Origin of the sequence: Arthrobacter pigmenti, from assembly GCF_011927905.1 — a bacterium.
GTDB lineage: Bacteria > Actinomycetota > Actinomycetes > Actinomycetales > Micrococcaceae > Arthrobacter_D > Arthrobacter_D pigmenti.
In genome coordinates this window covers 3,464,077-3,485,098 of the sequence record NZ_JAATJL010000001.1, presented here as the reverse complement: position 1 = coordinate 3,485,098, position 21,022 = coordinate 3,464,077, and the positions used below count along the sequence as shown (strand labels likewise).

18 protein-coding genes are annotated in these 21,022 nt (G+C 61.9%); 11 read left to right on the top strand and 7 right to left on the bottom strand.

What is annotated here, in order from left to right; all coding sequences use genetic code 11:
* Nucleotides 1-9: 9 nt before the first annotated feature.
* From yidC to BJ994_RS16360, 5 genes are all read left to right on the top strand, one after another.
* Nucleotides 10-972, top strand: a complete 963-nt coding sequence (gene yidC, locus BJ994_RS16380; protein ID WP_167995481.1) for a membrane protein insertase YidC — start codon at nucleotides 10-12, stop codon at nucleotides 970-972.
* An 11-nt stretch (nucleotides 973-983) separates the two neighbouring features.
* On the top strand, nucleotides 984-1,508 hold the full coding sequence (locus tag BJ994_RS16375) for a Jag family protein (protein ID WP_245192631.1): 525 nt from the start codon (nucleotides 984-986) through the stop codon (nucleotides 1,506-1,508).
* A gap of 38 nt (nucleotides 1,509-1,546) precedes the next feature.
* Nucleotides 1,547-2,185 carry a 16S rRNA (guanine(527)-N(7))-methyltransferase RsmG gene (gene rsmG / locus BJ994_RS16370; protein WP_167995479.1) on the top strand — a complete coding sequence of 213 codons (639 nt, stop codon included), beginning with the start codon at nucleotides 1,547-1,549 and terminating at the stop codon, nucleotides 2,183-2,185.
* Between the two features lie 99 nt (nucleotides 2,186-2,284).
* Nucleotides 2,285-3,397, top strand: coding sequence for a ParA family protein (locus BJ994_RS16365; RefSeq protein WP_425339394.1), 1,113 nt, complete (start codon nucleotides 2,285-2,287; stop codon nucleotides 3,395-3,397).
* A 91-nt stretch (nucleotides 3,398-3,488) separates the two neighbouring features.
* Entirely contained in the window at nucleotides 3,489-4,772 is a 1,284-nt protein-coding gene (locus BJ994_RS16360; protein ID WP_167995478.1) for a ParB/RepB/Spo0J family partition protein, read from the top strand.
* A gap of 2,501 nt (nucleotides 4,773-7,273) precedes the next feature.
* Here BJ994_RS16360 and trxA read toward each other — a convergent pair.
* The 5 genes from trxA to BJ994_RS16335 form a co-directional block, all read right to left on the bottom strand.
* Nucleotides 7,274-7,597, bottom strand: a complete 324-nt coding sequence (trxA, locus tag BJ994_RS16355; RefSeq protein WP_167995477.1) for a thioredoxin — start codon at nucleotides 7,595-7,597, stop codon at nucleotides 7,274-7,276.
* Between the two features lie 20 nt (nucleotides 7,598-7,617).
* Complete coding sequence (trxB, locus tag BJ994_RS16350; protein ID WP_167995476.1) at nucleotides 7,618-8,652, bottom strand: thioredoxin-disulfide reductase; 1,035 nt, start codon at nucleotides 8,650-8,652, stop codon at nucleotides 7,618-7,620.
* Nucleotides 8,653-8,780: 128 nt separating this feature from the next.
* The gene (locus BJ994_RS16345) at nucleotides 8,781-10,274 is read right to left on the bottom strand and encodes an ABC transporter substrate-binding protein (RefSeq protein WP_167995475.1); all 1,494 of its coding nucleotides are present in this window, start codon (nucleotides 10,272-10,274) and stop codon (nucleotides 8,781-8,783) included.
* An 86-nt stretch (nucleotides 10,275-10,360) separates the two neighbouring features.
* On the bottom strand, nucleotides 10,361-12,085 hold the full coding sequence (gene murJ / locus BJ994_RS16340; RefSeq protein ID WP_167995474.1) for a murein biosynthesis integral membrane protein MurJ: 1,725 nt from the start codon (nucleotides 12,083-12,085) through the stop codon (nucleotides 10,361-10,363).
* Nucleotides 12,086-12,148: 63 nt separating this feature from the next.
* On the bottom strand, nucleotides 12,149-12,628 hold the full coding sequence (locus tag BJ994_RS16335) for an NUDIX hydrolase (protein ID WP_167996071.1): 480 nt from the start codon (nucleotides 12,626-12,628) through the stop codon (nucleotides 12,149-12,151).
* A 244-nt stretch (nucleotides 12,629-12,872) separates the two neighbouring features.
* On the opposite strand from BJ994_RS16335, the gene BJ994_RS16330 reads away from it, so the two are divergent.
* The gene (locus BJ994_RS16330) at nucleotides 12,873-14,321 is read left to right on the top strand and encodes a CCA tRNA nucleotidyltransferase (RefSeq protein ID WP_167995473.1); all 1,449 of its coding nucleotides are present in this window, start codon (nucleotides 12,873-12,875) and stop codon (nucleotides 14,319-14,321) included.
* Nucleotides 14,318-14,965 (top strand): histidine phosphatase family protein, encoded by a 648-nt coding sequence (locus BJ994_RS16325; RefSeq protein WP_167995472.1) that lies wholly within the window; start codon nucleotides 14,318-14,320, stop codon nucleotides 14,963-14,965. The genes BJ994_RS16330 and BJ994_RS16325 overlap by 4 nt, the downstream gene beginning before the upstream one ends.
* Here the strand turns inward: BJ994_RS16325 and BJ994_RS18485 are convergent.
* Nucleotides 14,943-16,109, bottom strand: coding sequence for a DUF418 domain-containing protein (locus BJ994_RS18485; RefSeq protein ID WP_167995471.1), 1,167 nt, complete (start codon nucleotides 16,107-16,109; stop codon nucleotides 14,943-14,945). The genes BJ994_RS16325 and BJ994_RS18485 overlap by 23 nt on opposite strands.
* Nucleotides 16,106-16,429, bottom strand: coding sequence for a hypothetical protein (locus tag BJ994_RS16315; protein ID WP_167995470.1), 324 nt, complete (start codon nucleotides 16,427-16,429; stop codon nucleotides 16,106-16,108). Before BJ994_RS16315 ends, BJ994_RS18485 begins: the two co-directional genes overlap by 4 nt.
* Before the next feature lie 148 nt (nucleotides 16,430-16,577).
* Between BJ994_RS16315 and BJ994_RS16310 the strand changes: the two genes are divergently transcribed.
* The 4 genes from BJ994_RS16310 to BJ994_RS16295 all read left to right on the top strand — a co-directional run bounded on the left by BJ994_RS16310 (nucleotide 16,578) and on the right by BJ994_RS16295 (nucleotide 20,998).
* Complete coding sequence (locus BJ994_RS16310) at nucleotides 16,578-16,892, top strand: hypothetical protein (RefSeq protein ID WP_167995469.1); 315 nt, start codon at nucleotides 16,578-16,580, stop codon at nucleotides 16,890-16,892.
* Between the two features lie 252 nt (nucleotides 16,893-17,144).
* Nucleotides 17,145-18,392 carry a D-inositol-3-phosphate glycosyltransferase gene (gene mshA / locus BJ994_RS16305; protein ID WP_167995468.1) on the top strand — a complete coding sequence of 416 codons (1,248 nt, stop codon included), beginning with the start codon at nucleotides 17,145-17,147 and terminating at the stop codon, nucleotides 18,390-18,392.
* Between the two features lie 21 nt (nucleotides 18,393-18,413).
* A complete protein-coding gene (locus BJ994_RS16300) occupies nucleotides 18,414-19,196 on the top strand; it encodes a phosphatase (protein WP_342450407.1) in 783 nt (260 codons plus the stop codon).
* Between the two features lie 110 nt (nucleotides 19,197-19,306).
* Nucleotides 19,307-20,998 (top strand): formate--tetrahydrofolate ligase, encoded by a 1,692-nt coding sequence (locus BJ994_RS16295; protein WP_167995467.1) that lies wholly within the window; start codon nucleotides 19,307-19,309, stop codon nucleotides 20,996-20,998.
* The last annotated feature ends 24 nt before the right edge of the window (nucleotides 20,999-21,022 follow it).

The following is a 21,022-nucleotide window of genomic DNA, read 5'->3' as shown; positions in this document are numbered from 1 at the left end:
CAACAGATTATGGAATTCTTCGAGACGATTCTCCTGCCCTTCCGGTGGCTGGTGTCCTGGGTCATGCAGGCCTTCCACGAGGGATTCACCTTCATCGGCATGGACGCGGCCTCTGGCTGGACCTGGACCCTGTCGATCGTCGGTCTCGTGGTGGTCATTCGGGCTGCGCTGATTCCGGTCTTCGTCAAGCAGATCAAGGCGCAGCGTGGTATGCAGGCACTGCAGCCGGATCTACGCAAGCTGCAGCAGAAGTACAAGGGGAAGACGGACCAGCTCTCGCGTCAGGCAATGACGCAGGAGCAGATGGCTCTGTACAAGAAGCACGGCACCAACCCTTTCGCGGCCTGTCTGCCGATCCTGATCCAGATGCCCTTCTTCTTCGCGCTGTTCACGGTGCTGAACGGTGTCTCCTCAGCCAGTGAGAATGGCGAGGGCATCGGTGCCCTCACGGTAGATGATGTGAGGCAGTTTGATGCCGCCGAGATTTTCGGTGCACCCCTGTCTTCGTCCCTGCTTCACGGCTGGGGTACTCCAGGCCACGGTTCTGTGGCCGTTCTTTCGATCATCATGATCCTCGCAATGACGGCTTCGCAGTTCATCACGCAGAAGCAGATCATGGCCAAGAACATGTCGGAAGAAGCCATGCAGAGCCCCTTCATGCGGCAGCAGAAGATTATGCTCTACATCCTCCCCCTGGTTTTCGGTATCGGTGGTATCAACTTCCCGATCGGTGTGCTCATCTACTGGACCACCACCAACCTGTGGACCATGGTGCAGCAGTTCTATGTGATCCGGCGTATGCCCACCCCGGGCTCCCCCGCGGCTAAGGCACTTGCCGAGCGTCGCGCGAAGAAGGGACTGCCAATGGTTCCCCTGCTTGGCGAGAAAAAGACCGAGCCGGCAGTTGAGGCAGTGGTAGAGCCCAGAGCCCAACGAGTACAGCCTCAGCGCAAGAACAGGAAACGCAAATGAGCACCGACAACATGCAGGATGAAACCGTTGACTCCGCGAATGAAGAAGCCGAGGAGAGTTCGGCGCAGTCTGTCGAGGATGAGGGCGACGTCGCCGCTGACTATCTCGAGGAGCTTCTCGACATCGCTGATATCGACGGCGACATTGACATCGAGGTCAGGAATGGCCGTACCTACATTTCGATCGTGTCCGAGGGTAGCGACACCCGAGGGCTTCAGTCCCTGGTAGGCCGGGACGGTGAGGTTCTGGAAGCACTGCAGGAACTTGCCCGTTTATCGGTCCTCACCTCGACTGACAACCGTTCGAGGCTCGTGCTCGACGTAGACGGCTTTCGTGAGACCAGGAACAAGGAGCTCCACGAAATCGCTGAACGTGCAGTTCGTAAGGTGAAGGAGAGTGGCGATGATGTCGCTCTTGAGCCGATGTCCGCCTACGAGCGAAAGATCGTTCATGACGTCGTCGCTGACCTGGGGATGGTCAGCGAGTCGGAGGGCGAAGGCTCTGGCCGTCATATCGTAGTTTCGGCCGGTTCCTAGGATCTTTAGCCCTTTCATTCTCGAAGGTGGGATGCGCCATGGCAGTTGCCATTGGAAGCAAAGAACTCGAAGCGGCCCAGCGCATTTTCAGCGACCGTCTACCGCTCGCTGAACGATTCGTTGAGCACCTGGCAACCTCCGGAATCGAACGCGGTTTGCTGGGCCCGCGTGAAGTGCCCAGGCTGTGGGATCGCCACGTCTTGAATTGCGCTGTCGTTGCGGAGTTTCTGAGGGGGAAATCCCGCGTGGCCGATGTTGGCAGCGGTGCAGGATTGCCGGGCCTCGCCCTGGCCATCGCGCGCCCGGATGCGCAATTGGTGCTCATCGAGCCCCTCGAACGCAGGGTGAACTGGCTTCGTGAAGTGAGGGAAGATCTCGAATTGGACAACGTCGAGGTATTCCGCGGCCGCGCCGAACAGGCGGTTGGCAAGGTCAATGTGGACGTAGTGACGGCTCGGGCAGTTTCGGCGCTTTCCGGACTGGCAGCAATGACCATACCGCTCCTTGGGGGAGCCGGCGAAGTTCTCGCGATCAAGGGACGCAGCGCTGCGGAGGAGGTTGCGAAGGCTTCCAAGGTCATCCGGCGCCTGGGTGGTGTAAAAACCAGTGTTGAGGTTGCGGGAAGTGCTTTCCTTGACGAACCCACCACTGTGGTCCGGATCGTGGTTGGCGCCTGATCCGGTGCTGCGAGCGGAACTTGTGAACACAGCGGATTGTCACCGCAGTGATAAGTCCGAGACCGGCTAACCTAGAGTGAACCCGCCTGGTACCTGGAAGTGAGCGAGACGCTTGTGACAACGAAAGATTCAGCCACTCGGCGCGAGCCAGCTCCGTCGGTGATGAGTTCATCGTTCGCGATCAGCATCGCCGATATTCAACCCGAAGTGTTTTCAGATCCAGTCAACACGGGCATCGTTTCACGTGAAACCAGCTCTAGCATCGGAGTAGGCGAACCCGCGCCAGCGCCCGAATCGAACGGCAATGGAGGCTCGAGGAACGTCATGGACGTCATGGACGACAGCACGCCCCTAGCCCGAGAACTCGCCAGCGAAACCCGGCGGCGGGAGAAGCTCCTTGGGCGTGAACTCCCCAGACCTTCTGAGACCCGTGTCCTGACGGTGAGCAACCAGAAGGGTGGCGTAGGCAAGACGACGACGACAGTCAATCTGGCGGCCGCATTGGCTTCGGCGGGTCTGAACGTACTTGTCATAGACATCGACCCTCAAGGTAATGCATCAACAGCACTGGGTATTGAGCACCACGCAGAGGTGAACAGTATCTATGACGTGCTCATCGACGACCTTCCGTTGGCGAGCGTGGTTGCGCAGTGCCCGGATATTCCGAACCTGATCTGCGCGCCGGCAACAATTCATCTGGCAGGTGCGGAGATCGAACTGGTTTCGTTGGTGGCACGCGAGCAGCGTCTGCGGCGTGCAATTGACCTCTACGCGAAGGAACGCGCGGAAAGTGGAGAAGACAGGCTCGATTACATCTTCATCGATTGTCCGCCCAGTCTTGGCCTACTCACGGTGAATGCGTTCGTGGCTGCCCGCGAAGTCCTCATCCCGATCCAGTGTGAGTACTACGCGTTGGAGGGTTTGAGTCAGCTGCTGAAGAACATCGAGATGATTCAGAAGCATCTGAACGCTGATCTCGTTGTATCAACAATTCTGCTGACCATGTATGACGGCCGTACTAACCTTGCCGCGCAGGTAGCAGCCGAAGTGAGGGAGCATTTCCCGCAACAGGTGCTGAGAGCCGTTGTACCTCGGTCCGTCCGTATTTCTGAAGCCCCCAGTTATCAGCAGACGGTGCTCACCTATGATCCTTCATCGAGTGGAGCGCTTTCATATCTCGAAGCGGCCGCGGAAATCGCCGAGCGCGCGTAGCCCTTCCGCAGTTCTGGGCACTGCTCACAGTAGACTGAACGCATTATCAATTCGTGCAGTTTGTCTGCTCTTATTGGAGAGGAACTATTGAATGCCTGAGAAGCGTAGAGGCTTAGGTCGTGGGCTCGGGGCGCTCATTCCAAGCAGTGCAGAGCAAGAGGGAAGTTCGGGTGGACCAACCTCCTCGCGCACCGGCCGTCCAGTGGACCTGTTCTTTCCGTCGGGTGCGAACGGCAATCAAAATGGCGCTGCACCGGAGCCTGCCGTAGAGAAGTCCACGAACGGATCGCGAAGTAAGTCCTCGATCAATAAGGACGCGTTGACGGCGCCCTCGCAGCGCGCGAGTAGCCGATCGCAGTCATCGAGCCGAAAGGCTGCATCATCGCGGGACGCCGCAAGCAGTAGGAATGCCAAGGCGAAGGAGGCCAGCAACCCTACATCAGCGAAGAAGACGGACGTCCCGGTTACTCCTCCCCAGGAAGCCGATGCCGAGAGTACGAACGAATCGCAGAGTGGAGATCAGGGCACGAGCGACGTTTCACGTGAAACACTGCGGGAGGTCCCCGGTGCTCGGTTCGCAGAACTGCCCATAGAGGCCATCCATCCGAACCGAAAGCAGCCGCGTACTGTCTTCGACGAGGACGAGATGGCGGAGCTTGTACATTCTGTCCGCGAGATCGGAGTGCTACAGCCGATTGTGGTCCGTGAATCTCCGGAGGGAGCCGGGCAGCAGTATGAACTCGTCATGGGCGAACGGCGCTGGCGTGCTACTAAGGAAGCCGGGCTCGCGACGGTTCCGGCCATCATTCGCGACACAACAGATGATGATCTTCTGCGGGATGCGCTTCTGGAGAATCTCCACCGTAGCCAACTGAATCCGCTTGAGGAAGCGGCTGCCTATCAACAGCTTCTCGAAGATTTCGGCTGCTCTCAGGAAGAATTGGCGGGGCGGATCGGGAGATCGCGACCTCAGATATCCAACACACTCCGCCTGATGAAGCTTCCTCCGCTGGTCCAGAGGCGGTTGGCTGCCGGCGTGCTAAGCGCTGGCCACGCTAGAGCGCTTCTTGGGTTGGCTGATCAGGCGGAAATGGAGAAACTCGCTCAACGAATTGTGGCCGAGGGCCTTTCTGTCCGGTCGACTGAAGAGATTGTCGCGATGAGCGACGGTCTCCGTCGTCCTACTAAGCCTTCCACCCCGCGCGCCGGCGCAAGGCATGAGCGCCTGGACTATTTGGCTACCTCGCTCTCAGACCGTCTCGACACGAGTGTCAAGATTACGCTCGGTGCCAAGAAGGGACGTGTGAGCATCGAGTTCGCGAGCGTCGACGATTTGAATCGCATTATGGGGGTTCTGAACCCGACGCAAAGCTGAACTTGCTAAAGGATCGAAGGGCGCCGTTTCACGTGAAACGGCGCCCTTGGTCGTTGGGGTAAGTAAAAATGGACGCGCAGTAGTTGTTTCCCAAAGCCAGTCACGCTCGCCGCGCCGATCGTAGTGATACACAGCGGGGCAGCTCGCCTAGACCGGCTCCGCCAGGGTGGCGTTAGAGCATGTGAGTTTCACGTGAAACGGGTGCCCGGGCGCTGTTACATGCCGCTCGCCAGCAAACATTCGGCTCTGGCAGGAAACCGAGGAGAATCCTTCTCGCCCAGCAATCAACGCTCGAAGCTTACTCAGCGAACAAGCGTGCGCGTGCCGAAGGCGCGAGGAATGCGGTGTTTCACGTGAAACACCGATCCCAGTGGTGTCAGCGGGATGGATACCCGCGCGGAGCTGTCCGCGATTCTGGGACCTGGGACGGACCGGCGAATACATATGAGAAGCTGCGGCGCGCATTTTTGCGATAAAGTTACGGGCATGCCTATTAGCGCGGGGCGTTCGCACTGGATCACGGCGTTTCACGTGAAACGAGGCATATCGGGAGGCCCATGAGCATCTGCAATGGCTAGAGTCTTCTGCATGTTGTCCGGAACAATCGGCGCCACGATGCGGCCGATGATCGTAGTAGCTTCGATTCAGCATGGATATGTCACTGGAATACCCGGCACGCGCTGGTTTACACATTGAAGTACGGAATCTGATCAATCTGCATGGTCCGGAATCCGCCGACATGACGTCTTCGAGTGCGCAGTGGCGATCGGGAGTGCCCGAAGGGCTACGGCTGCTGGAATAACCTCAAAGCAGGCGGTTCGCGGACACCGTTTCACGTGAAACGGTGTCCTGATGCCGATCTAGCTAAGACCGTGCCGTCCTTGTTGCGCCCGCCCTCTCGTGTTCTAGAAGAACTGCATCCAAGCTGGATAGACGTGGCGCAAAGTACCAAGTAGGTGGACTCGGCGGCCCGTCGGTGCCGACGACCAGCCACTTTCGCAGTCGTTCCCTCCGCCCCCAGTGCTTGTGCGCCCCGGGCGGTGCGAATTTTGGAGAAGTCGAATGTTCGTGGCGTCCGAACTCCTCGTATGTGCTTCCTATCGTTGGTCCTGCTCCGCTAAAGCAGCCGAGTTTCACACTTATCCCGTGATGAGGTCAAGCGGGTGTTTCACGTGAAACGGGATGAGGAACGCCCCAAGCAGGGGCCTTGCAATGCCCCTGCTCGGAAGCGTGGTGGTCCGAGCCGGGAGATGGTGGGCTGGCGACCCGTTGCTTGTCACACCATTGCTCGCTGCCGCGTTTCACGTGAAAAGGGAGTGGTCCACCCCTTGTCTTGATTTGTCGCCGGCTTGGTAACGGCTCTCGCGGTGGGTGGCGTTCAGACGATGGGTCCTCTCTGGCGTACCGGAAACCACTCGTGCTCCTGTGGGGTAAGTGCAGGCGTGGGTCAGTCTTGGCGAGTTCCGCAGGTTCACAATGCTGCATTTGTTACGATTCTCCGCAGAAGCCGCGCTAACCGGAATCTAGGCATCGCGCAAGACCGGGAGTCCGTGCACGCCGTTAGTAGACTGCGCATCGAATTGGCGGATGGCAGCGCCAGTGTGGCGAGTCCACCGGTGCGGCAAACCCCCCGGGTGGTCAGGGGAAGATGACTTCAGGTAGAAACTGTGGAGCGCACTCAGCGATCTGTATGACTCGTTCTGGGCCGCGTCACCCCACCGGGTCCGGCTGTTTCACGTGAAACGTGATACTTGCGGCGAATCTCCGTACACGGAGCCGCAACCATGGGCATTCGCGCACCCCATGAAAAGTTGAGGTAGGGCTGAGTTATCGGGCAGGCCCGGTGGTTGAACAGCGCGCGGCGGGCAACTTGGGTGAGTCAAGACGCGGTTTGGTGACCGCGTGGGCGAGCTATCGCCGTGCTGTCGTCTCCCGCACGGGCCGCGCATGTTTCACGCGAAACATGCGCGGCCCGTGCATGTGGGAGCTCCGGCAGTTCAGTTGTTGACGCCTGCTGTGGCTCCAGCCATGCACTATTGAGGCGTGCCTGGGTGGCCCAAGTCGAGATTGCAACAATAGGTCCCGGGCCCACGTTCAGGTGCGCTTCGCGTGTGTGGGCTCGAGCTGCTGTAATCGGGACGCCGCAGCATGTAGGTCCGCATCGGGTGGTCTGCGTAGAACGATGAATGAACGTCTCTGCCGTCGCGAGAACACTCTAGCCTTTAACAGCATTCTCCACTCCGCAGCTTCCTGAACCAGACGCCCTGAACCAGACGCCATGAACCAGCGGAATCCCCCGGAAGGTGTAAAGTGGCGTGGCTCGTGGCGCCACCACAGAGACTTCCGAGCTCCGTTCGGTCGGCGGTGTACCGACTCCCGGGGCCACGTTTCACGTGAAACAACTCGCGTGCTTTCGGATCGTACCTGGGTGCCGTACCTGGACACACACAAAGGGAGCCGGACCACGATGGTCCGGCTCCCCTCGAAGGTGGTTACATGACTCAGAGGAACTGAGCGAACTCCTGCTCGAGAACCTGCTTGGGCTTTGCGCCGATCGACGTCGCGGCAACCTCGCCATCCTTGAAAACGTAGACGGCCGGGATGGAAGTAATCCCATACTTCGCAGCAGTCGCAGGATTATCATCGACGTTCAGCTTCACAACGTCGATCTTGTCGGAGTGCTCTGAAGCAATATCATCCAGAATTGGGGACAGCTTGCGGCAGGGTCCACACCATTCGGCCCAAAAATCAACCATTACTGGTTTGGAAGCCTCGAGCACGTCGCTCTCGAATGAACTATCGGTTACTTCCTTGGCACTGCTCATTTCATCTACTCCTTCTAGGGTTAGACCGCTGCTGTTTCGGAGACTTCTTCAGCCTTGGGCGTTGGCACCTCTGCGGCGGTCTGCACAGAATCGCCCAGATCGGCCAGGTAGTGCTCCACGTCGATGGCTGCAACACAGCCGGATCCGGACGCCGTGATCGCCTGGCGGTAGGTCGGATCGATTACATCGCCGGCAGCGAATACACCGGGAAGCGACGTCTTCGAAGTTCTGCCGAGGACGGCGATGGTGCCCTCCTGCGTGAGCTCCAGCTGGTCCTTCACGAGGTCGATCCGGGGATCGTTCCCGATGGCGACGAAGACGCCGGTCACTGCAAGCCCGCGTGTGGCGCCGTCGACAGTGCTGGCAAGGGTCAGTCCGGTGACTTTGTCGGCTCCGTGGATCGCGGCTACCTCGGCGTTCCATTCGAAGCGAATCTTCTCGTGGCTCAGGGCCCGGTCCTGCATAATCTTGGACGCGCGCAGCGAGTCGCGACGGTGGACCACCGTGACTGAGCGGGCAAACTTCGTGAGGAAGAGTGCCTCCTCCATCGCGGAATCACCGCCGCCGATAACAGCGATGTCCTGGTCCTTGAAGAAGAAACCGTCGCAGGTTGCACACCAGCTGACGCCGTGTCCGGACAGACGCTTCTCATCCTCCAGCCCTAACTCACGGTATGCCGACCCAGTCGATACGATGACTGCCCGGGCGCGGAACGTCTCACCGCTCCCGATTGTGACGCTCTTGATGTCTCCTGACAGATCGACAGAGGCCACGTCCTCGAACAGGATCTCCGTACCGAAGCGAGCCGCCTGTTTCTCGAAGCTCTCCATGAGGTCCGGACCCATGATGCCGTCTGGGAAACCGGGGTAATTTTCCACGTCGGTGGTGTTCATCAACTCACCGCCGGCTGTCACTGAACTCGCGATCAGCAACGGGGAGAGATTTGCCCTCGCGGTGTAGACCGCTGCGGTGTAACCGGCGGGACCGGATCCGACAATGATGACATCCCGGACGTCGCCGGAATCGGCCTGGCGTGTTTCTGACTCGGTGCTCACGGGCTTGAACGAACCTTTCTATCGGTGAGGGCCATCGAGCCACCCGGCCCGAAGACGATCAATTCCAATAACGACGCGCTTTGCGTCATTATTCCGCGTGCTCACGCGGTCTTTCCCGTGCGGGGGGCTCAGGAGACGTTGATCTCCGCGATCCGCATACCCCAGGGGAACTGCGCCTGTACGTTGGACAACCGGGGCAACTGGGTGAAGTTGACGATCACATACTGCGCTGTGGGAGGGGCTCCGTCCACCTGTGGCACATTGAACGTCACGGAAGGTCCTGTGAATCCTGACTGTGCCACCTGCGTTGCGCCCTCGAGTGTGGGCTCGTCGTTGAGTAACACCGTAAAGCTGCCACCGGAGCTGTTGAGCTGTTCGATCTGGATCTCCGAAATACTCGAAGGCTCTTCGAGTTCAACGACGAGGGCCAGATTCTGTGCCAGGCCACCGAAGGTTTCATTCGCGTACACCAGGCTGCTCCAAAAGCTAGCCGGATTGTCATCGATGATCGACCCGAGCTCGCCGTCCGTCTGCGCATTAAGATTAGGATCCCCGCCAACGATCAGACGCGTCACGTTGGTGGCCACTGGAGGAACGAGTTCCGCGGGTTGGGTAACAGGCCCGGAGGCTGAAGGCGAGGGCTGCTCCCCGTCCGTCTCTGGCGGGGCCTGGGTGGTGGTTTCCTCACCGGCTACCGGCGGGCTGAAGATCGGCCGCAACTGGGTAACGGCCAGGACAACCGCACCCACTATGACCAGTGCCAATACCACGCCTACCAGCAGCCTGGTGAAGCGGGGATTGTTCTCGCGGTCGTCGTCGTCGTAATCCTCGTAAGGCTCCTCGTCCTCATCCCGGGAATCCGGAATGGAGGCGGTGCCTGCAGCCGCCGCAGGGAAACGGGAGGCGGCACGCTCTGACCGGTCGTCATTCTGAACGTGGTCGTAGTCGTCATCCGACCACACGGAAACCTTCGGCCGCTCCGGCGGTGCGTCACCACTGGCCACCCGGGGCGGAGCGGTTGGTGGCGGCGGAACGCTGGCGCTGCCGTCGGCGGGCCGCGATGCAGAGATATTCTGCGGTGCAGTACCCGGCTCGGCCTGCCCGGACGCCGCAGCGGCACCTGCGGCAGCACCACCGGCAACCGCACCTCGTCCGAAACGCGGCATCCGCGCCTTGGGCAGACGTGAGCGGCGGGGTTCCTCGTGATCGTGGTCGTCGTACTCGTCGTCGTACGTTTCCGGTTCGGTGGAACGGGGCACACCGAAGATCTCCGAACCGAGCGTGTCCGTGAAGAAGGGCTCAATATAGGGAGCCTCCTGCTGGATGACAAGGTCCAGCAGGTCCGCGGCAGGGGCGCGGTTGGTGACCAGGTAGGTTCCGGCGTCGGTAATCCCGAGGTCCAGGACCTGGATGTTCCCGGCGCGCTCACCGGTGGCAACTTCCCGGGCGCTCGTGGCAACCTGGCTCGCGTTGGAGGCTGATGCAACCAGAATGCTGACCGGCCGGTTCAGCACCTGATCCATGCCGTCCAGCACCAGGTCCTTCTCAGCAGAGGCCAGCACATATGCGGTGACCTTGTAGCGGCCGCCAAGTACTGAACCGACGTCTACTGCTTGTGGCACGAGTTCCTCCCGGATGTGGATAGTTTGTACCAATGCTACCGGTCGCCCGGTGGCGGACCTGCCTTTACGCGCCGCAGCGGCGAGCCTTATCGGCGGCTGAAGCGTGCCAGGAGCGGTGCCAGGAAGTCGCGCAGCTCGGTCACTCTCAGCACCTTGAGCATCAGAACATAGATGGCCGCCATGACCGGTCCAACAACAAGGATTACGACGGCGGCGCTGAACACTGACTGCCAGACGAATCCGGTTGGCTGGGACCCACCGAACAACCACACGATGGCCGCGCCCGCACCCGCTGCCATCAGGCCGGCGATAGTCAGGCGGACGTGGACGTCGTAGATCCGTGTGGCACCATAACGGCCGATCTTCCGAACCAGGAACCCATGGCTGATTACGACGGCGACGATGTTGCCGAGGGTGAAGCTCAAGGCGAGCATGGGGACGATCAGGTCCGGATCGAACAGGCTGGATCCGAGTGCGAGGGCTACACCGGTCACCGAGAGAATCAATTGGATCTTAAGCGGGGTGACGGCGTCCTCGGCTGCGTAGAACACCCGGTTCAGGAAGAAGTTCGCGCTGAGGAAGGGTGCACCGACTGCGAGCAACGCGATGATCAGTGCGTTGAGGGCGCCGCCCTGACGGATTCCGCCGGAGAAAAGCATGCCCAGGGGCGCCGCGAGGACAAGGAGGGCCGCCGCCCCGAAGACAGTGGCGACGCCGATGGTCCGGAGCCCGAGTGAGAGCGTTTCCTTGGTGGTCTCAAGGTCATTCTCGCTGTGAGCTGAGGCAAGGCGGTTGAACATGACCGTTGCAAGTGAGAGCGCGATCACCGAGTGCGGCAGGACATACACCAGGGTCCCGATGTCCAGGTTGCTGAGCCCCGCGATGTAGGCATCACCGGGCAGGTCGCTGCGGGCATCCGTGGCGATGGTCGCAACCCACTGATTGATCATGTAAAGGCCGTTGCCCACCAGCATGGTCACGATCGTGATGGATGCCAGACGCCCGGTTTGCCCCAGCCCGACGCCGCGCCAGCCGAATTTCGGCCGCAGCCCCAGGCCGAGACGGCGCAGCGGGATGATGAGCACCAGGGCCTGCACAACGATTCCGAGGGTGGTCCCGCCTGCCAGGAGCAGCGTGTGCGTCGGGGTCCAGGATTCGGGTGTGTGGCCGACGGTTCGTTGCGCGCCCATCATGGCGATGAACGCGATCAGGAAGCCGATGGACACGATGTTGTTGACCACCGGTGCCCACATGTACGGGCCGAAAGACCCGTTGGCGTTCAGCACCTGCCCGATAATCGAGTAAATCCCGTAGAAGAAGATCTGCGGCAGGCACCAGTAGGCGAACACGGTGGTCAATGCGAGGGCATCGCCGTCCACATTGGTCAGCAGGTCCGCCACGAAAGGCGCGGCGAGGGTGATCAGCACAGTAAGGATCAGCAGGACGGTCATGGAGAGCGTCATCAGCCGGCTCACGTAGTCCGAGCCGCGGTCCGGCTGCTGGCTGGCACGGATGATCTGCGGCACCAGCACGGCGTTGAATACGCCGCCGGCGATCATCAGGAAAATGTAGGTCGGCAGGTTGTTGGCGGCCGGAAAGAGGTCTGACACCGCGCCGGCCGTGCCGATTGCCGTAGCGAGCAGCGCAACCCGGACAAGCCCCAGGATCCGGGAGACGAGCGTCCCAGCGGCCATGATCGCGCTGGAACGTGCGGTGGAATCAGCGGGAACGTTACCGGCCCGGGCATCACGACGGCGGGGCAGCACGCCCGCGTCCTGAACAGGGATGGAGGCGGTGTTGGTATCAGACATCGTTCCTCATAGTCTCACCGATCAGGTTCCGTTCAGGCTAGGCGGAGCGCTCCATAACCAGCCCTACAGGTACTGCGGCAACACTTCCCGTGCCAGATCCGCGATCCGGCGTTCATTGGGGAAGGACAGCTTCCGGCCCAGGTCAGCCAGCGGAACCCAGGCCACGTCCACGGCCTCATGGTCGGGATCGTTCTCGATGGTCAGGTGCCCGCCGGTAGACAGGAGCAGGAAGTGGTGAACGGTTTTGTGCACGCGGTGACCGCTGACGGTGAACCAGTAGTCAATGCTGCCCAACGCTGCGAGGACGCGCCCCCGGATACCCGTCTCTTCTTCGATTTCCCGGACCGCCGCCTGCTCGTTGTTCTCCTGGTTCTCCGGATGACCCTTGGGCAGGCACCACTCGAGCCGGCCGCCACGGTTGAGGCGGGCGATGATTGCGACGTTGAGCAGGTCGGTGGACGCATCGACAACAATCCCGCCGGCCGATACTTCCTCGACGGTAGGCAGTGCCTGGTGGATTAGGGGCGCGCCTGTTCTGCCCATTGACGCTGTCAATGGGGTGCGCTTGGGTGCGCTTGGAACGGGACGGTCCATATCCCCACTCTAACGACCTTTCCAACGCCATGATGACCCGGCCACGGCATCGGCGCCACCATGGCAAACCGTCGGCGTGTTGAGGAATATGTCCCCCCGATTGAAGGCTCGAACCGGCGCCCGAGGGCAACCGTCCAGGGAGCAGATCTCCCGTAATGGTGTTTCACCCGATCTCTGGCACGCTTAAAGAACTATGGAGCGCCTTTTGCAAGATTCCCCCCTGACCGCCCCTCTTCCCGCGGTGGTCAATGAGCTTGGACAGCTCTTCGCTGACGCGAACTCCGAACTTTCCCTGGTGGGAGGGCCGGTCCGGGACCTGTTCCTTGGCCGCACCTCGCCGGACCTCGATTTCACAACCGACGCGGACCCTGACAGGACAATCGCGATCACCAGGAAGTGGGCGGACGGGTTCTGGGAAATCGGACGAGAGTTCGGAACCATCGGCCTGCGCAAGGGATCCTTCACGATCGAAGTAACCACCTACCGCGCGGAAGCCTATGACCCGTCCTCGCGTAAACCGGTGGTCGCTTTCGGGGACAGCCTGGAGGACGATCTCTTCCGGCGTGACTTCACCATCAACGCGATGGCGCTGCGTCTTCCTTCGATGGAGCTCGTTGACCCCTACGGTGGGGTGAAAGACCTCCACGCCGGTGTACTGCGCACACCCGGGACGCCGTCGTCGTCGTTCTCTGATGACCCGCTGCGCATGATGCGCGCCGCCCGCTTCGCCTCCCAGCTGGGGGTCGAGGTGGCGCCGGAGGTGCGCGAGGCAATGACGGCGATGGCGGAACGCATCACCATTATCTCCGCCGAGCGCGTCCGCGATGAGCTGACCAAGCTCATCAACGGCTCTCAGCCCCGGCGTGGGATCGACCTGATGGTGGAAACGGGGCTCGCCGACCATGTGCTGCCCGAGGTGCCCGCGTTGTGCCTCGAGACCGACGAGCACCACCGCCACAAGGACGTCTACCAGCACTCCCTTACCGTGCTGGAGCAGGCATGCGAGCTGGAGACGGACGACGACGGCGCGGTGCCGGCTCCCGACTTCGTCCTGCGGTTCGCGGCGCTGATGCACGACGTCGGCAAGCCGGGCACGCGCAAATTCGAACCTAGCGGCGCGGTGAGTTTCCGGCACCACGACGTTGTCGGGGCCAAGCTCACGGCGAAGCGGATGAAGGCACTGCGCTTCGACAACGACACGATCAAGGCCGTTGCCCGCCTGGTCGAGCTCCACATGCGCTTCTACGGCTACGGCGAGGCGGGTTGGACGGATTCGGCGGTCCGCCGTTACGTCAACGACGCCGGCCCCCTGCTTGAGCGGCTGCACCGCCTCACGCGCTCGGACGTCACCACACGCAACCGCCGCAAGGCCGAGCGGCTGGCCTTCGCCTATGACGACCTCGAGTCCCGCATCAGCGCGCTCGCCGAGCAGGAAGAACTCGCGTCGATCCGGCCGGACCTGGACGGGGAACGCATCATGGCCCTCCTGGGGATCAAACCCGGGCCGGTGGTCGGACGGGCTTACCGTTACCTCCTGGAGGAACGGATGGAACACGGGCCGCACACGCCCGAGGAAGCGGAGACTAAATTGCGCACCTGGTGGAGTGAGCAGCCCGAATCGGCTGAGGGAGATGCTTCGTGAGCCAGTCGGGTACAGCCGCTGCGGACCTCACCGCGGCGGGGACACCGTTGCCGCAGCTCTGGCTCCTCCGCCACGGTGAAACCGAATGGTCCCGCGACGGCAATTACACGGGACTCACCGACCTGCCGCTGACCCCGATTGGTGAACAGCAGGCGCGCGATGCCGCCGCGAGGCTTACGGGCGTTGAGTTTGACCTGGTGCTCACGTCGCCGCTGCAGCGTGCACGCCGCACGGCCGAGCTTGCCGGTTACCCTGATGCGGAAACCCTGCCCTACGCCCACGAATGGGACTACGGAGACAATGAGGGCCGCAACAGCGCCCTGGTTCGCCAGGAGAATCCCGGCTACCTGATCTGGCAGCACGGAGTGCCGAACGGCGAAACCATCGATCAGGTTGCAGCCCGAGCGGACAGGGTGATCGCACGGGTCCAGGCGGGTTGCGGCACGCCCGCTGACCCGGATCCGGATGCAACGCCGGTCCGCCATGCCCTGCTTGTGGCGCACGGCCACTTCCTCCGGGTTCTCACCGCGAGGTGGCTCGAGTTCAACGCAATGGAAGGGCGCCGGTTCATCCTCGGGACGGCGGCGGTCTGTGCGCTGGGCTGGGACAAACGCACCCCCGCTATCCTGCGCTGGAACCTCTAACCGGCGTCGTTTTCCAGTAAGTGACGCGGCGCAGCAGCCACTCAACCGGCCCCTGACGGAAACGGTGGAGCCACAGACGGCTGAGTACCAGTTGCGTGAAGAAAATAACGACGGCGACGCCCGCCACAGCGGCCGCCGGCAGTTGGTTGGAAAGGGCAAGCCCGTAGCCGGTGAAGATCAGCGCCATGACCACTGACTGCATCAGGTAGTTCGTGAGGGCCATGCGCCCTGCCGGCGCAAGGAGATTTCTCAGCCGCGCACCTGCAGGTGAGCGAAAGAAGAGCAGGAGCAGACAGACATACCCGGTTGTCAGAAGCGGCGCCGTGAGTGTGGAGATACCCCCGGCAAGGATGCTGAACCGGTCCCGGTCAACGTAGGCGACCAGATACGCCTGGAGGACGCCTGCGGCGAGGCCCACTGGAAGGCAGGTGGCCGCCGTCGTCGTCAGCTTTTTGACGGATGGAACACGCTCCAGGAGGCGCACCTTTCCGGCGGCCACGCCGAGGTAGAACATGGCGAGGGAGAGCGGTCCCTGGAAGAAGACCACGGTGGGCACGGTGGCGAGGAAGGTGGCGGCGTTGGCTGCGAGGGCTGAGCCGGCGTCCTGGGTAAAGGTATCCGGTGGGACAACCTGCTCCAGGGGCGGGATACCGTACGGTGCAACGGCCACCACCGCACCAATGAGCAGGATTATCGAGCCGATGACTCCGATCAATACGCTTGCCGTCACCACCGCTGCCGAGGGTCGGATGGCGCGCGTGGCCAGCAGGATCAGTCCCATCAGCGCATACGTCAGAAGAATGTCGCCGAAGAACAACAGCAGGCCGTGGGCCAGGCCCAGAACAAGCAGTGCGGTAAGACGGCGGAGCGTGCGGTGGGTGGCGGACGCACCGGCTTCCGCGGCGCTGCGCCATTGCAGCACGAAGCTGTATCCGAAGAGGAATGAAAAGAGCAGGTAGAACTTGGCCTCGAAGAGAGCCGCGACGGTGAAGCGCACTGCGAGGTCCGCCGCGGAACTGTGGTCCGGACTGATTCCGCCGCCGAGAGTCAACGGATCCGCGAAGTACCAGATATTGACCAGCAGGATTCCCGCGAGGGCAAAGCTGCGCAGCGCGTCGAGCTCCTGAAGCCTCTGTAAGCTCACTGTTCTTCCTCCTCGAATCCAGCAAGAGTAGCCGGATGTGCTTTGGATTTCGGTCCTTCGGAAGGACGATATTCCCGGCCCAGAAGATTTCTCAGGAAATTTTGAGAATCGGCTAGGCGAAGCAGCTGTTCGTGGGGTAGTTTTGATTTGTGCCATTGGGATAACCCAATTTGCACGGTCCAGGTAAGCGCTAGACAGAAACGGAGGTGGGATTGGTGATTAATTTCCTTGGCGGCAAGATGGCCGCGCGAACCCGCCCAGCCTCCGTCATCGCTGTACATTAACAGCTCCGCGCATTGATTTCCTGCTGAATCTGACACTTCCTCTCTAGAGTTCCTTCGGGAGAAGTCTCTCTTTCACCCATTGTGTGCCAGGCGGATTCGCCTCTTATTTGTGCGCCCTGCGTACAAATCTCCGGGTCACACCCGGCGTTTTTTCAACCCATCAACACAATCCCAGGAGATATCCATGCCTGCTTCACAGGTACTTTCCGCCCCCATTTCCACCGAGCGCACCACGACACAGGTCGATGCACAGCCGCGTTCGCGGGGGGAATTCATCATGTCCGGCAACCTCACTCGCCTCGACGGGACCGTAACGGAGCCCGTCGATCCTGCAGCGGTGATGCCTGACTTCATGCAGCGAGAGGAGGTGCACACAATGATCAAGAAACTCCGGGACAGCGTTTCCTTCTGGAAGCGAATACAGGAATCACGCGTCGATAGTGCCTGGGACAACGCCCAGTCGTACGCCTTGCCACAACACCACCTGTTCATTAAGTAGCAGGCAAGTTCACGCGGCGTTCGAAATGAGCCGCACACTATCAACCGCGAAGGAGGACCTGATGCAAGTCATCACGCCCACCACCAGAGAAGCCCGCGCTTCCCAGCGCGGGCTTCCGCCTTTAACGGGGACGGTTAGCCCCGGCTGGCGGAATGTGGCGCTCCCTCTGGACGTTATATGGTCAATCGTGGTTATCGACCCGGTTAAGAACGAGTATCCATAAACCTCTTGACCGAACTGAAGGGAGTGGACGTGACCCCCGTGAAGCGTGTGGCGATGCTCTCGCTCCACACGTCCCCCTTCGATCAGCCCGGCGGCGGCGACGCCGGTGGAATGAATGTCTATGTGCGCTCGGTCGCGCTGGAGTTGGCCAAGGTGGGTATCGCCGTCGAAGTCTTTACCCGTGCCGCAGCTGATGACCAACCGCACACCGAGGAACTGGGCCCGGGCGTGATAGTCCGCCACATTGTTGCCGGCCCAACCCGCAAAGTGCCGAAGGAAGTGCTACCGGAACTTTCGGACGACATCGCTGACGCTATTGCCGACGTCACCGATCTCCTCGCCGACGGACACTTCGACATTATTCATTCCCACTACTGGGTGTCGGGGATTGTGGGGCTCACGGTCGCCCAAGCGCTGAACCTGCCGCTCGTGCATTCGATGCACACCATGGCAAAGGTCAAGAACCTGCGCCTTCACGCCGGCGGCGTGCCGGAACCTCAGACGCGGGTCGACGGTGAGCAGGAAATCGTCAACGGCGCTGCCCGGCTGATCGCCAACACCAGCACGGAGGCGGCGGAACTGGAGTCGCTCTATGGAGCTGCCGCTGAACGCGTGGACATCGTCGCTCCCGGCGTGGATCTAGATACGTTCAACGCCACGGACCGCGCCGGATCCCGCCGGAAGCTCGGCTTCAGCGAGGACACGTTCCATGTTGTATTCGCCGGACGCATCCAGAAGCTCAAGGGCCCGCACGTTCTCGTTGAGGCGGCTGCCGATCTGCTCGCACGGCGTCCGGACATTCCGCTGCAGGTGAGCATCATCGGCTCCGGCAGCGGGCCAGAAGCGCTCGAACTGCAGCCGCTGATCAACCGCCTCGGCCTGCAGGACGCCGTACGCCTTTACCCGCCGGTGCTGCCGCGGCAACTCGCGCACTGGTTCCGCGCGGCCGACGTCGTGGCCATGCCGTCCTACAGCGAGTCCTTTGGCCTCGTGGCCCTCGAAGCGCAGGCCTGCGGCACACCGGTTCTGGCCGCGAACGTCGGCGGCCTTCCGCAGGCCATCAGCAACGGGCGCACGGGAATCCTCGTGGATGGGCACGGCGCGGCGCTCTGGTCAGCGGCCCTGGAAGCACTGCACGACGACGCCGGCATGCGTCGGACGCTCGGCACAAGCGCCGCCGTGCATTCCCTGGCTTTCGGCTGGCAGCGCACGGCGCTGTTCACCGCGCAAAGCTACCGCACCGCCGTCGAGCAGTTCGAAGCCGCCCCCGCGCTGTAGCCACTTGCATAGGATGAACGGGTGACTTCCTCCTCAACGCTGACCGCCGCAGAGCTGGCCGACTACCTGGATTCAGTAGGCATCACCGGGAAGGTCGCGACGCCGCGCCAGGACAACCTGCGCCACATGCGCCTCTTCCTTGAGGGCAATGAGCATCTGGAGTTCGGTGTCCGCCTCACCCGCGAGTGGACGCTTGATGACGTGTTCGAGTTGATGCATGAGCGTGTCGGGACGAGTTCTGACCTGGAACACCTCGAAGGCCAGGACACCATCGATTCGCGCAAGTGTGTGGCGTCGCTGGACCGGTTTGCTGAAAGGTTCGGAGCATCGGTCCGGGAGAAACAGCGGATCCTGTTCGCGACCGGCCACCCCGCCGGACTTCTTCCCGTCCATGCGGCGCTGGCTGCCGCGGCTGAGCGAGGCGGTGCGACTGTGGTCCGCGTCCCCGAGGGCCAGCCATTTGGTGACGGCGACATCCGCCAGCTCTTCGGCGTTCTCGTCTGGCATCAGTACGGCGGGCTTGTCCACACGCACTATCCCGAACCCATGCGGCTCAGCCTCAAGCTGCTGGCTTCGCAGGGGGCTCCGCTGCCAGAACTGGTGGTGGCCGATCACGGCTGGGCAGGGCATGCCGCATCGGCCGGGATTCCCACTATGGGATTCGCTGACTGCAACGACCCGGGTCTGTTTGTGTCCGAAGCGCAGGGGCAACTTGAGGTAGCCGTGCCCCTCGATGACAACCTGTGCCCCGGCCTGTACGAACCGATGACCCGGTACGTCCTGGAACGCGCAGGGCTCGGCTGACGGCCGGCCCGCGGAAGCCCGCTGGGCAGGCTGAAGCGCTGGTAGATTGAGACTGCGCCCACATCAGGGCCGCCTGTAGTCCAGCCACCACCTTCGGAGGGATTCAGACGATGACGTCTACCCATGCCCCAGCAAGCGATCTCGATATTGCGCGCGCCGCACCTATCCGCCCTATAGAGGACATTGCGGCCGCGGCCGGCATCCCGGCGGAGGCTCTGGAACTGTACGGGCGTTACAAGGCGAAGATCGACATTGCCGCGCTGGATTCTGCTGCCGGTACGCGCCTCGGCAAGGTTGTGCTGGTCAGCGCCATGAGCCCCACCCCGGCGGGCGAAGGGAAGTCCACCTGCACAGTGGGCCTTGCTGATTCGCTGGCACGGGCAGGGCAGCGGGTGATGATCGCGCTGCGCGAGCCCTCGCTCGGCCCGATCCTGGGAATGAAGGGCGGCGCCACCGGCGGTGGATATTCGCAGGTGCTGCCGATGGAGGACATCAACCTCCACTTCACGGGCGACTTCCATGCCATCACGAGCGCGAATAACACCCTCATGGCCCTTGTGGACAACCACATTTATCAGGGCAACGCGCTGGGCATCGACCCGCGCCGGATCACCGTCAAACGGGTCCTTGACGTCAACGACCGGGCGCTGCGCGAAGTGGTCATTGGCCTTGGCGGTCCCACCCAGGGCACCCCACGCCAGGATGGGTTCGACATCACCGTAGCCTCCGAGGTCATGGCGGTCTTCTGCCTCGCGACCGGCCTTCAGGACCTGAAGAAGCGCCTCGCTGCCATCACCATCGGCTACACCTACGACCGGAAGCCGGTGACTGTCGCCGACCTGCGGGTGGAAGGCGCCCTGACCATGCTCCTCAAGGACGCCATCAAGCCGAACCTTGTGCAGAGCATCGCCGGCACTCCCGCGCTGGTCCACGGCGGGCCGTTCGCGAACATTGCGCACGGCTGCAACTCCGTCATCGCTACCCAGACGGCGCGCAGGCTGGCCGACGTCGTCGTGACCGAAGCTGGCTTCGGAGCGGATCTGGGTGCCGAGAAGTTCATGGATATCAAGGCGAGGTACGCGGATGTGGCGCCTGACGCCGTCGTCGTTGTCGCGACCATCCGCGCGCTGAAGATGCACGGCGGTGTTGCGAAGGAAGATCTCGGCAAGCCAGATGTGGCAGCAGTCGAGGCCGGTGTGGCAAACCTTCGGCGCCACGTACACAACGTCGAGAAGTTCGGCATTACCCCGGTGGTCGCCATCAATAAGTTCACCACGGACACCGATGAGGAACTCGCGTGGGTGTTGAAATGGTGTGCCGCCGAGGGAATCAGTGCGGCCGTGGCCGACGTCTGGGGCGAAGGCGGCGGCGGTGCGGGCGGGGATGACCTCGCTGCCGCGGTCCTTGCAGCCCTCGACGCGCCGGGCTCCTTCCGGCACCTGTACTCCCTTGAACTTTCTGTGGAGGAGAAGATCCGCACGATAGTCCAGGAGATCTACGGGGCGGACGGCGTCGATTTCTCGGTTCCTGCCCTGCGCCGGCTGGCCGAGATTGAGGCCAACGGCTGGGGCGGACTGCCCGTGTGCATGGCGAAGACGCAGTACTCGTTCTCGGATGACGCGACGAAGCTCGGTGCACCGAAAGGCTTCACCATTCACGTTCGCGACCTCATCCCCAAGACCGGGGCCGGGTTTATCGTGGCCCTGACCGGCGCGGTGATGACCATGCCGGGTCTGCCGAAGGAACCTGCCGCGCTGCGGATGGACGTCGACGACGACGGCGGGGCGGTCGGCCTGTTCTGAGTCGCTCCAGAAAGACTCCAAACC

Coding starts and splice junctions, on each gene's coding strand:
- yidC (WP_167995481.1), top strand. CDS start 10: ATGGAATTCTTCGAGACGATTCTCCTGCCCTTCCGGTGGCTGGTGTCC.
- BJ994_RS16375 (WP_245192631.1), top strand. CDS start 984: ATGCAGGATGAAACCGTTGACTCCGCGAATGAAGAAGCCGAGGAGAGT.
- rsmG (WP_167995479.1), top strand. CDS start 1,547: ATGGCAGTTGCCATTGGAAGCAAAGAACTCGAAGCGGCCCAGCGCATT.
- BJ994_RS16360 (WP_167995478.1), top strand. CDS start 3,489: ATGCCTGAGAAGCGTAGAGGCTTAGGTCGTGGGCTCGGGGCGCTCATT.
- trxA (WP_167995477.1), bottom strand. CDS start 7,597: ATGAGCAGTGCCAAGGAAGTAACCGATAGTTCATTCGAGAGCGACGTG.
- murJ (WP_167995474.1), bottom strand. CDS start 12,085: ATGTCTGATACCAACACCGCCTCCATCCCTGTTCAGGACGCGGGCGTG.
- BJ994_RS16335 (WP_167996071.1), bottom strand. CDS start 12,628: ATGGGCAGAACAGGCGCGCCCCTAATCCACCAGGCACTGCCTACCGTC.
- BJ994_RS16330 (WP_167995473.1), top strand. CDS start 12,873: ATGGAGCGCCTTTTGCAAGATTCCCCCCTGACCGCCCCTCTTCCCGCG.
- BJ994_RS16310 (WP_167995469.1), top strand. CDS start 16,578: ATGCCTGCTTCACAGGTACTTTCCGCCCCCATTTCCACCGAGCGCACC.
- BJ994_RS16295 (WP_167995467.1), top strand. CDS start 19,307: ATGACGTCTACCCATGCCCCAGCAAGCGATCTCGATATTGCGCGCGCC.